Raw genomic sequence first — 13997 nt, forward strand, 5'->3', positions numbered from 1 at the left:
AGGTTAAAGCATACGGCGAATATACTTAAATAATTGGCGATTCTAAGACTGTGTTTGGAAAATTTGTTTGCTTTTTTTGTATAAAAATCTGACGACCGTGGGTTGTTGCTTTTGGGGGCGCTGTTGGTGAGTTGGGTGTCGTCTGATTTATTTTATTCGATAAAAAAATGGATCGGTGATTAGACGATAAATTTCGTCGTCTTTCTTTTGTCTAGACCTGTTGAAGTTATTGGCGAGAACGGTTTTCTCTTTAATTTTTGTTGATGACAAACTGTCTTGTTTTTGATTTGAGCATTGAACGTTGTGCGGGGGTATTTATCCCAATTACAGCGACAGGCAGCAGGTTTTTATTATTTATTTTTTTATGCAGAATTTACTTTAAAAAAGCGATTTTTGTAACATATAAATTTTGTGTAGATGTAGGATTTTTAAATTGATAGGAGATATGGAAGAACTGGAAATGCAGGTGAATCAAATAGAGCAATTGATAGCAAGTGGAGATCTTGTTGGGCTGGAAGAATTTTTGAATGAATTAAATATTTCAGAAGTAGAGGAGCTGATTGATGAGTTGCCCGAACATGGCTCACTATTTATTGAATCATTAAATTTGAATCGCGCAGTTAACGTTTTTCGTATTCTGGATTTTCCTACTCAAAACAGGATTTTTAAGAAGCTTTCTAAAGCGAAAATTAGCGCACTAATTAACGAGTTACCCCCCGACGATCGGACTTCTTTTTTTTCAGAAATGAAGGACGATATTAAGCATTTAATTTTACTATTACCACCCAAAGATCGTGTTGAAGCATTGGCGTTGTTGGGCTATCCAGAAGATAGCGTTGGGCGTCTAATGACCCCCGATTATATTACCGTAAAAGAGCACTGGAGTATTGAACGAATATTGGGACATATTAGACGTTATGGCAGAGATTCGGAGACGATAGATGTACTCTATGTGATTGATGGAAATGGGAAGCTGGTAGATGATATTCGGATTAAAGATGTGCTGATGGCGGAGCCAGATAGAGTCGTTGGCGAACTGATCGATCATCGTCTGATTTCGCTTAATGCTTACGATCCCCAGGAGGAAGCTATCAACATCTTCCGGATGAATAACCGAGTGGCCTTGCCTGTTGTCGACGAACAGGGGGTTATGTTGGGGATAGTGACTGTCGATGATATTCTTTGGGTAGCAAACGAGGAGTACACGGAAGATATGCAGCGTATCGGGGGAACGGAGGCTTTGGACGAGCCTTACCTGGATGTGTCTATTAAGAACTTGGTCAAGAAAAGAGCTGGTTGGCTTATTGTGCTTTTTTTGGGGCAACTTTTGACCGCTACAGTTATTGAGCACTTCGAGGAGCAAATGGCAAGTGCGATTATGTTGTTTGCGCTGATGCCTGTTATTATTTCCAGTGGTGGGAATAGCGGTTCGCAAGCGTCAACATTAATTATTCAGGCGATGGCCTTGGGGGAAGTTACCTTGGGGGACTGGTGGCGTGTGATGCGAAGAGAGATTCTGTCGGGTTTACTGCTGGGACTTATTTTGGGAGCGCTGGGTTTTATAAGGATTATGGCATGGCAGTCTTTTGCGCATAGCTATGGTGAGTATTGGGTGTTGGTTGCATTGGTTATTTCTTTGTCCTTGGTGGGTGTTGTCCTCTGGGGGTCGTTGACGGGGTCTATGTTGCCTTTTGTTATGAAACGGCTTGGGGCCGACCCTGCGAGTTCTTCAGCGCCTTTTGTGTCGACATTAGTCGATGTAACAGGTTTGCTGATTTATTTTAGTGTAGCGACGCTTATTTTGAAAGGCGTGCTACTATAATCGTACTGAATTTACAATATTGCCATTGATCAGCTAATAACTATTGAAGGTAAAAGAAGGATAATGTTGGTTTAAGTGCTGAAAAGGGGATTTTGTGGAGCAGTATGAAAAATAAAAATAAATTATTCTAATTGGAATTTAGGAAGTTGTAAAAAATGTGCTCAAAAAATTTGTAGTATTCTAATAATCTTCCGATACTTGCATCACGGAAACGCGATAGGGTCTCCGGAAAAATTGAAAAACACTCCTGAATAGCTCAGCAGGTTAGAGCATCTGACTGTTAATCAGAGGGTCGCTGGTTCGAGCCCAGCTTCAGGAGCAATATTGAAACCGGCTTTACGCCGGTTTTTTTGTTTACCATGCTTATTAAAAAACTATGAGTTTAGTAATTATTGGTACGGTGGCTTTCGATACAATAGAAACACCGTTCGGTAAAACTGACAAAATTCTGGGTGGTGCCGGTACATTTGCTAGTCTGGCGGCATCATATCTATGTGATCAAATCAAATTGGTCAGTGTTGTTGGGGAGGATTTTGGAAATGACAATCTCGATCTTATCAGGAACCGTGGTATAGATGTTACGGGTGTCCAGGTGATTACTGGTGGGCAAACTTTTTCTTGGTCAGGCAGGTATCATAACGATATGAATAGCCGTGATACCCTGGCGACAGACTTAAATGTATTGGCTGATTTTGATCCAATTATTCCTGAAAGTTATCAGGATTGTGAGTATCTTCTCTTGGGTAATCTTACACCTCAAATACAATTAACAACGTTGGAGCGCTTGGTACACAAACCTAAGCTTGTGGTTCTGGATACGATGAACTACTGGATGAATGTTGCCATGGATGACCTAAGAAAGGTTCTTCTAAAGGTTGATGTGTTAGCCATCAATGATTCAGAGGCGAGACAGCTATCGGGAGAGTATTCTCTGGTTAAAGCTGCAAAAGTCATTTTAGCAATGGGACCTAAATATTTAATTATCAAAAAAGGTGAACACGGTGCGCTTCTTTTTGGAGAGAATCAGATTTTTTCTGCGCCAGCTCTACCATTAGCAGATGTGTTTGATCCAACGGGCGCGGGGGATTCCTTTGCGGGAGGTTTCATTGGCTATCTTGCCAAAGTAAAAAGTATAAACTTTACAAATATGAAGAATGCGTTGATTTTTGGTTCTGCGCTAGCTTCATTCTGTGTAGAGAAATTTGGAACAGATCGTTTGGTTGATCTTACCGAAGAGGACATACAAAAGCGTTTGAATGCTTTTGTTGCCCTATCTCAGTTTAATTTATAATCATTGATCTTTCAGTTTTCCGACGATCTGAAATTTTGAAAATACAGATGCTGAATGAGGGGCTTCTTGGAGCTCCTCAGTTAGATCTTGTCCGGCCCAATGCTCGTAATGCATCCCGTCTTTCCACAGTCTACTTTCTCCGACATCATAGATAAATCCGCGATAGGCAACCCAGATCTGTGGTTTGTCCTGACCATTACGTAAAGCCAGTTGGCTTTTGCTGTATTCCGATAATTCTTCTGCCATTCGTAATTGTAAAAAGGCGAAGATAGAAAAACTAGGCTACTTTATATGCCGATAGTGATCTTTTCATTAATTTTCTAGCGACATGTATTCTTGTTTTTACCGTTCCGATAGGGATATTTAAATGTTCAGATATCTCGTGGTATTTAAACCCTTCAAAGTACAGTGAAAATGGGATGTAGTATTCTTCGGAAAGACTAGATAAAGCTTCATGGATGTCTTCCATGACAAATTTGCTTTCGCCCTGATTTGAGGAGGCGGATAATAGGAGGTTAGAGTTAGAAATATCCTCGTCTTTCGTAATGAAAGAATTGGTTTTCACAATACGTCTATAGTTATTAATAAACGTATTTTTCATGATGGTGTAAAGCCATCCTTTCAAATTGGTTCCTTCTTTGAAATTTTTAAAATAGGTCACAGCTTTCAGGATAGTGTCCTGAACGAGATCGTTGGCATCTTCGTAATCACTGGTAAAATTTCTGGCGTAGAGTTTTAATGAGTCCGATTGCTCAATAACCATGGTGTCAAATTCATTCTTTGTCATAGCTTAATGAATTATAACTGTTCTTTTTACAAAACAGTACGTTTATAAAATGCGGTTCATTAAGTATGAGGCAAATAATGCGCCAAAAATAGCAAAATTAGATTTGTTAATATAATTTTAAGATTATTTTAAGCAGAGCAAACGTTTGCGCAGGCTAACTTTAAGTAAATAAAATTAGCTCAAAGTGATGTTTTACTAAAGTGAAGCCTGTTTTTCTTTCACTTTCAGATTTAAAAAAAAATATTTTTACTTTTTTTAAATCTTTACAGTAAATTAACCTCACGCTCCAGCTTAATGCCAAATTTGTTGGCTACATCACTTATGATTTGTTCCGATAGATTATAAATTTCCTGTCCTGTAGCGTTTTGTCTATTTATTAGTACAAGTGCCTGATTTTTCCATACACCTGCTTGTCCATATTCTTTTCCTTTCCAACCGCATTGTTCTATTAACCATCCAGCAGCCAATTTTGTTTCATTATTAGGCATTGGATAATGCGGTATTGTGGGGTATTCTTTCTGAAGAGGCTCAAAAGTCGATGCTGTAACTACGGGGTTCTTAAAGAAACTTCCGGCATTTCCCACTGTACTTGGGTCAGGGAGCTTTTCTACACGGATTTTGGAGACAATGCTTGCGATATCGGCAATACTTGGGTTCGTTATATTTTCTTTAGCGAGTTCGGCTTCTATTGCACCATAAGTTGTATTGATATGAGCTGTTCGGCTAAGCTTATAGGTTACCTGGGTAATGATAAACCGTCCTTTATGAGCTGTTTTAAAGATGCTGTCACGGTAGGAGAAATTGCAATCTTCTTTTTTGAATGTGGCAAAGTTGCCGGTATGCGTATCGAAAGCCTGACATTCGTGAAAGACATACATTAACTCCGTACCATAGGCACCGATGTTTTGCACGGGTGAAGCCCCGACAGTGCCGGGAATCAGGGCCATGTTTTCAATGCCAGCGTAATTATGTTCGATACAGTACCAAACGAAGTCATTCCAGATCTCTCCAGCTTGCGCTGTGACATAGACATCGTCGCCATCTAGATTTGCTTGTATACCCTTGCTGTTCATTCGAATAATATATCCTTCGAATGCTTTGGTGAAAAGGACATTGCTACCAGCTCCAAGAACAAAAAAGTTCTCTTTAAAAATATCATTTTTAAAAATTTCGGTCAATGTTTCATTGTCATTCACTTCGATTAGAAAATTTGTCTTTTCTTCGATTCCAAACGTATTGAAAGCTTTTAAAGATATATTCGATTGAATGTTTAATTTCATATTGACTTTAGTTTTCAGAAATTCAAAAAAATCAGCTATCTTTAGCATGATAATCGGTAAAGATAGTATAAACCGTTTATTTAACGATAAAAAATATAAGTTTAATGGGTAATGCAGATGTAAAAAGAATCAAAATTCTAGAAGCTGCGACGAGGCGCTTTGCACATTTTGGAATGGCTAAGACAACGATGTCGGAAATAGCCAAAGATCTCAATTTCTCAAAAGCATTGCTGTATTATTATTTTCCGGATAAGAATAGCTTATATTCTGCCGTTTTCGAATACGTTATTGATAAAATGATCGAGGATATCGAGGATGTCATTGCGCAGGGAGGCGACTTTGAGGAGATCATGATGTATTCTATTGATATGCGGGTCAAGATTATCAATCAATATTATAATTTATTTGAATACACCATGAAGATGGTGAAAGAGCTTCCGGATGAGTTGGAGCAGGTGTTCAAAGAATCTTATCTACGTGAAGTAGAAATTATTGAGAAGATTCTCAATATTGGTATCGATGCTGGGGAGATACAGGTTGAAGATATCAATGAAACTGCGCGGATTCTTCTGTATTCACTATTCGGTATGCGTATGGGCATATTAAAGGATATGAAAAACATGTTGTTCCCAACAAAAGAAGAATTCGATCATATTCTCAGTTTACAGAAGAAAATGATGAAAATCTTCTTAAATGGTTTACGTTTTCAAGTCGTTAAATAAGTGTTGAGCGAACATGTTCGATAATCTGTTTGGCATGAATTCGTGAATTTTCAATAAACCAAAGGTGGGTATTTAAGCCACCACAAACGACGCCTGCCAAATAAATCCCGGCTATATTTGTTTCCATTGTTTCTTCATTATGGCTAGGAATGCAAGGTGCCTCTTGGGGAATATCAATTCCGATCTTTTTCAAAAAATCAAAATTCGGGCGATAGCCGGTTAAAGCCAGTACAAAATCATTATCGAGTTCGACGATACCGTTTGGTGTTTGGATATGTGCAGTAGTTGGAGTAACTTCTGTTAAGTGGCTATTATAATACACATCGATTTCACCAGCAGCAATTCGATTTTCAATATCAGGTTTAACCCAATATTTTACCCGACGGCTGATTTCGCTACCACGGATCACCAAAGAAACTTGCGCTCCTTTTCGGTAGGTTTCAAGCGCTGCATCAATGGATGAATTACTGGCGCCGACAACGATCACCTTCTGGCTGCTATAATAATGTGGATCATCGTAGTAATGCCTAACTTTGGGAAGTTCTTCGCCCGGGATATTGAGCAACATCGGTATGTCATAAAAACCTGTGGCGATGATGACTTTTTTGGTCAGGTACATGCTTTTGTTGCTACTGACCAGGAACTCCGTATCCTCTTTCTTAATTTCCAGTACTTCTTCAAAAAGATGGGTATTCAGTGCGAACTTTTGCTGTATACGTCGGTAATATTCCAAAGCCTCCATGCGTTTTGGCTTGGGGTTGGTTGTGACAAAGGGAATATCACCTATTTCTAATCTTTCGGAAGAAGAGAAGAAGGTCATATTTTGGGGGTAATTATACAGTGAGTTGACTAAACAGCCTTTTTCAAGAATAAGATAGCTTAAATTTGCTTCTTTGGCTTCTAAGGCGCAAGCTAAGCCAATTGGCCCGCCGCCAACTATAATCAGGTCGTACCGTGTTATCGTATCGCTCATGGTATAAATGTCGAGAATTTTAAAGAATAAATCAGCTTAAAGCTTTAGACAGTTCAATTTCTGACATTGCTGTGCTTTTAGCATGAAGGTCCTGAACTATTTTATGCAGGTCCTGCGCAATTTTATTGAGAAAGTCCAGCTGTTCGGTCAATAGCTGCCCATCAACCGAACTGACATCTGTATTATCAAATTGGTCGTTGGGAATTTCGATCGCCAAAGGAATAAATGCATTGACGCTATCGTCAGAATGTAGCAGTTGAATGGACTGCTCCAAGGAGCTTAATATTTTTCGGATCGTCCGGACATGGTCCTTATTGATATAATTATTGTCCATTTCGTCGAGATGGTTCATTAATGTCACCGAAAAAGAAGCTAAAATATGGTTGAATATGACGAATTTATTGACTTCCTTACTATATTTTTGACGTTTCTTGGGTTCGGTAAGCATGCGCTGGAACGTCGAACCCATATTGGCCGTTTCGACGTAGACTGCCTTGCGGGTTAGTTTGTAATCCGTGATGGAAGGCGCTTGGCCTGCAATTTCTTTCAATGCCTGAAAGATGTAATTGTAGTTGGCAATGAGTAGCTTTCGCATGGACTCTTTGACTTGCATGCTTTCCCAGTTTGGGAAAATAATATAACTGGATAAGAATGCAATCATGCCTCCGATAAAGGTGTCCAATATGCGTTCCTTCGTGACGTCCAGGGTATTGGCGCTGACGAAGCTCAGCATTATTAATACATAGGGTGTCATAAAAAGTACGGCAATAACATAGTTGACGCGGAATAAACTATATGCCGTCAGAAAAAAGAATACCAAGAGAACAAATAGTATAGTTGGGTCATGGATGGTTAACAGGATGAGGGCTCCGATGAGGCCACCTATCGTTGTGCCGATGAGACGCTGGATATTTCTCTCCTTTGTGAGTCCGAAGCCAGGTTTTAGGATAACCATGATGGTGAGGAGGATCCAATATACATTATTGGTGATATTGGTGACCTCAAACACGTAATAGGTGACCGACATGACAATCGCCATACGGCAGGCGTGTCGAAAGATGGTGGATTTTAGGGTAAGATTTTCGCGGAACTTTTTAAAATCAATTGCAGAGCTTTGAACAAAGCGTTTTGCGTCATCAATTTCTTTTCGTTTGACATCGTCAGGTTGTAGATGCGAGTAACCATAGATATTTTTGATCCGGCGAACCAGGTCACGTAAATTAATCAGCACCTTGCGTAAAGCAAATGTACTATATTGTTGATTTTTATCCAGTTGATCAATTTTAGTGTGAAGACGACTGAGATCCGAGTCGAAATCATACAGTGGTTTTGGCTGTGTATTTGTATTAAGCTGATAGGCTAAATTGTCAAGCTCATTGGTATATTTTAAAATCACATTTTTGAAATCTTCCAAGATTCCTGTAGGTCCAAAGCGTTCGCTGATGGTATTGTAATCATAGTGCGCCGCCATACTTTGCTCAAAGAGATCGACGATATCGTTGAAAACGAGGGTTAAATAACGTCCTACCTTTGTGGTGTCTTTTATCGATCGTTTACTTTGAAACAATACATCCCGTAGGTTTTCCTGATGCTGATTGACTTCAACTTGTTTGTCGATCAGTTTGAGGTAGTTTTTATCATTATCAATTTTAGCATCGTAAAAATTAGCTTTTAGCCGGATGTAATCAGCAACATAGCGAATTGTTTCTGATAGTTCCTGTTCGGCCAGCCTGTAAGGACGTGCTTGGGTGATGGAAAGACTAATGGCGATATACCATAAACCACCTAAAGTGTAGAAAACTAGATAGTTGATGGCCTCTGCAAGAGGGTAGTGAATCTGCACATGGATCAACATCATCAGGATGCACATGAGACCTACGTTGGCGGCTCTTCCATTGAAAACCGCAAACATGGCAAATATAAAGCAGGCTACGCCGATAAAAATTGCTAATAGATATACATTTTGATTGACTATATTGGTTAAAATAAAAGTTAAAGTAGTTAATATCGCACCCGCAATCATTCCTTTCCTTCTATGGCTAGGGGCACCGGGGGTATCCGATAAGCCTACTAAAAGCGCTCCCAGAGAGACAATGGTTCCATTGGTAAATTGCCCGATGGTTGCAAAGATCAGGACAGGCACGATACATCCGATGGTAATTCGGAGTCCATCTGCAAAATATTGGCTATAGAAAAAACTTTTTATTTCTTGTGTCTGTTTCATAATGTGTATAGTACAAACTTAGATAAATTGCTTTTCATATTAAAAACAATTGTTCTGCTATGTTTGCTCTTTTTTGTACGGATGATAGCGATATAGCTGGTTGGTTTCTGTCTGACCAAGAAAGGTTCATTTTGTAGCCGGGATTTATGAACTAAGGGATCGACACTGGTCGTTTCCATATTGTACTATGTTAATGTGTTAAAAATGAAAAATTACTAAAATTTGTTAGTATGTTTTTAAAATTTTAATTGTTTTTTTGATTAATTTATATTTTTTTATTTGTTTAGCTATAATATTGTTATATTTGGAGCCATAGGGTAATTTCAGAGACATTACAAAATTCAAGAGTCACCTAAACTCTCTTGACCACTTTCAAAGATTTAAATATGAAGCAAAGTAAAAATGAAGCCGTCTTTCAGGACGAGGTATTGACACGCTTTGAGCTTTTCAAAAGTTTGTTTTTAACATTGCCATTTCAACGTGTTAAAGATACCGGTACTTTATTACCATTTTTTGCAAAGCAATGTGAAAAGGGTGTGGATCAGCATTTAACTCCTGATGAGATCATAAAGAGTTTCTTCGATCAGCATGAGGAATTTTCTTCGGAAGAGCAACGTATTGATTTGTTATTTCGATTTGTTCAATATATAGAGCGTCAGGTTGTTTTATTTGATGCGATCGAAGACTCGTCATTTCAGATGGTGGGTCGTGGCGATGATGAAAATGTCTTAGGGGCATTAATTAAAAACGCCGAAGGTAGCGAAGATATGCGCCGTAAGATTGTGTCAAAATTGAAGGATTTTTCTGTACGTCTTGTATTGACTGCACATCCTACGCAATTTTATCCGGGACCGGTATTGGGTATTATCAACGACCTGATCGATGCAATCAAGACCAACGATATTCATAGTATTCACCTGCTGTTACAGCAATTGGGGAAAACGCCTTTCATCAATAAAAATAAACCGACTCCAGTTGATGAGGCAGCGAGCTTAGCTTGGTTTTTGGAAAACGTGTTTTATAAAGTGGCATCGGAGATTCAGTCGTTCATTGATGATGAATTGGATGTCGATACCGAAGAGGTAAAACAATTGATTGAGCTTGGTTTTTGGCCGGGGGGTGACCGAGACGGGAATCCTAACGTAAGTGTTGATAGCACCAAGAAAGTTGCCGCATTGCTACGTACTATCTTATTTAGATGTTACTATAGAGATTTCCGTATCGTTAGACGACGCATCACATTTAGAGGTGTGGAGGAGTATATGGAAAATCTGCAGACATTGTTCTACGAAAATAGTTTTAACCCGGTCGAACATCCTGCTGACGAAACCGATAATATCATCACGAATCTAAAAGCAATCAAAAATGTTTTGGAGGAATATCACAACGGGCTTTTTGTAGAGATCGTTGATGATCTACTCCGTAAAGTGATGACTTTTGGTTGTTTCTTTACCACATTGGATATCAGACAAGACAGCCGCATATTACGTGAGGCTACCAATTATCTGATTCAGCACAACCAGGAAAAGACTGGAATGCCATTGGATTATCTGGAGCTTAGTGAAAGTGATAAGCAAAAAGCATTAAAATTCAAAGAACTTGACTTAACGGTGGGAGAGGATGCGGATCCGTTAACGAAAGATACTTCGGGCGTGATAAAATTATTAAAGGAGATTCAACGTTCCGGTTCTGAGCGAGCTGCACAACGCTTTATCATCAGTAATTGCCAGCAAGCAAGTGATATTTTGGGACTGCGTCAATTATTTTTATGGTCTGGATGGAAGAAGGATGCTTTAACGATCGATTTTGTGCCCTTGTTTGAGACCGTTGATGACTTGACGAGAGCAGCGGACGTGATGAAAACCTTGTACAGTAATAAGGAGTACAAGGCACATTTGAAACGAAGAGGAAACAAACAGACGATTATGTTGGGTTATTCTGATAGTACCAAAGACGGTGGATATCTGATGGCGAACTGGTCGATCTATCGTGCAAAAATCGAACTTACGGCGATATCACGCGAATACGATGTTGATTTGGTATTTTTTGATGGTCGCGGTGGGCCTCCAGCACGTGGTGGTGGTAAAACGCAACGTTTTTATGCATCTATGGGTAAGGAGATTGCCAACGATCATATTCAATTGACGATTCAGGGACAAACAATCAGTAGCCAGTACGGATCTTTAGATACAGCGCGGTTTAATATTGAGCAACTTTTGCATGCCGGCATTATTTCAGATTTAAAACAACGTGTGGGCGATACTTTAACCAAACATCAACAGGAGATCATTGATAAGCTAGCTGAGTTGAGTCATCATAAGTTTATGGATCTACGCACGAATGAATTGTTTTTACCATATTTGGAGACGATGTCGCCATTGAAAGCGTTATCCTCGATCAATATTTCAAGTAGACCTGTAAAACGTAACTCAGGCCGTGAATTGCGACTGGAAGATTTGCGGGCGATTAGTTTTGTAACTTCATGGAGCCAGTTGAAGCAAAATATTCCTGGATTTTATGGTGTCGGAACAGCATTGCAATGGGCTGAAAAAAATAACCTCTGGAAGGACGTACAGCAATTATATGTTTCATCGGGATTTTTCCAGACATTGATTGACAACTGTATGATGTCGATGACAAAGTCAAACTTTGATATTACAGCATATATGAAAGATGATCCTATTTATGGTGATTTTTGGAAAACTTTATATGCCGAGTACCAGATAACAAAAGAATATTTGTTAAAATTGAGCGGAACCTCAAAATTGATGGAGAACTATCCTGTGGATCGTGAGTCTATTTTAGCGCGCGAGGGAATTGTATTACCGTTATTGGTTATACAGCATTTTGCGATTCGTGCATTGAATTCGGATCAGCTGACTGATGCACAACGTGAAGATTATTCGAAGTTAATAGCGCGTACAATCTTTGGCGTGGTGAATGCCGGAAGAAATGTTGCGTAATTTTTCTTTCTTTTCACGGATAGGGTTTCGGAGAACATATATTTTATCTACTTTTGTATAGTTAACAAAATTGATATGAAGATTAATAAGTTATTTATTGTTGCGGCTTGTGCGGGTACATTATTTGCATCTTGTGGTCAAACAGCTGCAGATAGACAGCGTCAATACTCTAATGCATCCTTAGCGGATGGTGATGCCTTTGCAATGATTAAATTCGTTGGCGAAAATGGAAACTATTTGGTAAATCTTGCCGATGTAGCTGCAAAACAATCTACCTCAGCAGAGGTGAAAAATGTAGCTGCAAAGATTAAAGAAGCTTACGCAACAGTGTTGCCAGAATTAGACAATTTAGCAAAAGAATTGCATGTTGGCGATGCGCAACGTGGTGTACCTGCATTTCAAGTTCCGGCTTCAATTGGTTCGGACAGTACAGCGGCATTCAACGATAAAGCATTTTTAGCACTAGTGGTTGAAAAACAAGGTGAGATTAATACAAGATTGTCTCATGAAGAACACAATACAAACAAGGATGTTATTCACCTTTCGGAGGAGTCTTTGAAAAAAGTGGAAGAGATCTATAAATTAGCTGGTGGTAAAGTTGAAGAACACCATCACTAAGAAATAAGGTAAATAGAAGGAAAGGAGTATTCATTAAAATGAATATTCCTTTTTTTATGAGTTTTTTGCTGGCAATAATGGATTTTCTGTATGGAATTGAACCAGGTACTTCATTTCGATAGGATGTGCTACCTGTATCCTGAGTCGGTTGATTGTCAGCGAGATGAATTTATCGGGAAATGAGGTCATATTTTTGATCAAACCGGAATTTTAGTTGTTATAAGACTATATCAGGTGTTTTATGCGCAAGAATTCCTTGTAATAATCGTTTGTTATTTGTTAAATTAATGATAACTTAACATTTGTATAACATAGTTTTTAATAACTGTGTTTATTTTAGCGTAATTTAATGAAATCGTATATAAAGTGAGATACGCCGCAATAGATATAGGCTCCAATGCAGTCCGTCTTTTGATAGCTGACATTATAGGACAGAAAGATCAATATAATTTTAAGAAAAATACACTGTTACGTGTTCCACTCCGTTTGGGAGATGATGCGTTTATTCATCAGGAAATTTCACCAAGGAAAGCCGAGAGTTTGATCAAAACGATGAAGGCTTTTCGGGAGTTGATGGATGTTTATCACGTGGAGGATTATATGGCCTGTGCGACGTCGGCCATGCGTGATGCACGAAATGGGGCCGACATTGTTGCGGAAGTCAAGAAAAATGGTATAAACATCGATATTATCGAAGGGGCAAAAGAGGCTGAGATTATTTATAATAGTCATTGGGATAATAAGATGGAGAAAGATAAAGTTTATCTTTACATTGATGTTGGTGGTGGTAGTACTGAATTATCGTTATTCGCCAATGGTGTCTTGGTAAACTCTAGATCTTTCAACTTAGGGACGATCCGTATTTTGGACAATCAGGATAAGACAGAAACCTGGGATGAATTGAAAGAATGGGTGCGAAGCAATACGCACATGTATAAGCAAGTGGTTGGGATCGGTACTGGCGGAAATATTAATAAGCTTGCGCGTCTTTCCAATGAAAAATTGGATAAACCATTATCTTATGCCAAATTGAAAGCGGTATATGAGCATTTATCTTCCTTTTCTTTGAAAGAGCGTATTATTTTATTGGGTTTGAACGAAGATCGTGCGGATGTAATTATACCAGCAAGTGAGATTTTCCTGACGATTATGAAGCACGGCCGCCTAAAACAAATCATTGTTCCACGGGTTGGACTTGTCGACGGTGTAATTAGAACCTTGATCAATAGGAATTTAGTAAAATAATGCTGTAAAAAGCGATTTTCGACTTGTAAAAGAGCGAAAAATCTTTATTTTTGTGATACCAAAGGTGAATAT

The 13997-nt window shown here is 38.8% G+C and carries 11 protein-coding genes and 1 tRNA gene; 7 read left to right on the plus strand and 5 right to left on the minus strand.

Annotated features, from left to right (window positions below):
* Positions 1–445: 445 nt before the first annotated feature.
* The 3 genes from mgtE (at position 446) to BV902_RS09650 (ending at position 3113) form a co-directional block, all read left to right on the plus strand.
* Complete coding sequence (gene mgtE, locus BV902_RS09640; protein WP_075991745.1) at positions 446–1822, plus strand: magnesium transporter; 1377 nt, start codon at positions 446–448, stop codon at positions 1820–1822.
* A 245-nt stretch (positions 1823–2067) separates the two neighbouring features.
* A tRNA-Asn gene (locus tag BV902_RS09645) sits at positions 2068–2141 on the plus strand.
* Between the two features lie 57 nt (positions 2142–2198).
* A complete protein-coding gene (locus tag BV902_RS09650) occupies positions 2199–3113 on the plus strand; it encodes a PfkB family carbohydrate kinase (RefSeq protein WP_075991746.1) in 915 nt (304 codons plus the stop codon).
* Here the strand turns inward: BV902_RS09650 and BV902_RS09655 are convergent, their stop codons facing one another.
* From BV902_RS09655 to murB, 3 genes are all read right to left on the minus strand, one after another.
* Positions 3114–3359, minus strand: a complete 246-nt coding sequence (locus BV902_RS09655; protein ID WP_075991747.1) for a cytochrome b5 domain-containing protein — start codon at positions 3357–3359, stop codon at positions 3114–3116.
* 31 nt (positions 3360–3390) lie between these two features.
* Positions 3391–3900 carry an RNA polymerase sigma factor gene (locus BV902_RS09660; RefSeq protein ID WP_075991748.1) on the minus strand — a complete coding sequence of 170 codons (510 nt, stop codon included), beginning with the start codon at positions 3898–3900 and terminating at the stop codon, positions 3391–3393.
* A gap of 263 nt (positions 3901–4163) precedes the next feature.
* On the minus strand, positions 4164–5180 hold the full coding sequence (murB, locus tag BV902_RS09665; RefSeq protein ID WP_083663802.1) for a UDP-N-acetylmuramate dehydrogenase: 1017 nt from the start codon (positions 5178–5180) through the stop codon (positions 4164–4166).
* 104 nt (positions 5181–5284) lie between these two features.
* Here murB and BV902_RS09670 point away from each other — a divergent pair, with 104 nt between their 5' ends.
* On the plus strand, positions 5285–5902 hold the full coding sequence (locus BV902_RS09670) for a TetR/AcrR family transcriptional regulator (protein ID WP_075991750.1): 618 nt from the start codon (positions 5285–5287) through the stop codon (positions 5900–5902).
* On the opposite strand, the gene BV902_RS09675 is transcribed toward BV902_RS09670, so the two are convergent.
* Positions 5895–6875, minus strand: a complete 981-nt coding sequence (locus BV902_RS09675) for a YpdA family putative bacillithiol disulfide reductase (RefSeq protein ID WP_075991751.1) — start codon at positions 6873–6875, stop codon at positions 5895–5897. The two genes, BV902_RS09670 and BV902_RS09675, sit on opposite strands and share 8 nt — an antisense overlap.
* 31 nt (positions 6876–6906) lie before the next feature.
* A complete protein-coding gene (locus tag BV902_RS09680; protein WP_075991752.1) occupies positions 6907–9099 on the minus strand; it encodes an FUSC family protein in 2193 nt (730 codons plus the stop codon).
* Positions 9100–9485: 386 nt separating this feature from the next.
* Between BV902_RS09680 and BV902_RS09690 the strand changes: the two genes are divergently transcribed.
* From BV902_RS09690 to BV902_RS09700, 3 genes are all read left to right on the plus strand, one after another.
* Positions 9486–12062: a phosphoenolpyruvate carboxylase gene (locus tag BV902_RS09690; protein WP_075991754.1), complete on the plus strand. Its 2577-nt coding sequence runs from the start codon at positions 9486–9488 to the stop codon at positions 12060–12062.
* Positions 12063–12137: 75 nt separating this feature from the next.
* The gene (locus tag BV902_RS09695) at positions 12138–12680 is read left to right on the plus strand and encodes a hypothetical protein (protein ID WP_070570475.1); all 543 of its coding nucleotides are present in this window, start codon (positions 12138–12140) and stop codon (positions 12678–12680) included.
* Positions 12681–13046: 366 nt separating this feature from the next.
* The gene (locus BV902_RS09700; RefSeq protein ID WP_075991755.1) at positions 13047–13925 is read left to right on the plus strand and encodes a Ppx/GppA phosphatase family protein; all 879 of its coding nucleotides are present in this window, start codon (positions 13047–13049) and stop codon (positions 13923–13925) included.
* The last annotated feature ends 72 nt before the right edge of the window (positions 13926–13997 follow it).

Origin of the sequence: Sphingobacterium sp. B29, from assembly GCF_001952815.1 — a bacterium.
Taxonomy (GTDB): domain Bacteria; phylum Bacteroidota; class Bacteroidia; order Sphingobacteriales; family Sphingobacteriaceae; genus Sphingobacterium; species Sphingobacterium siyangense.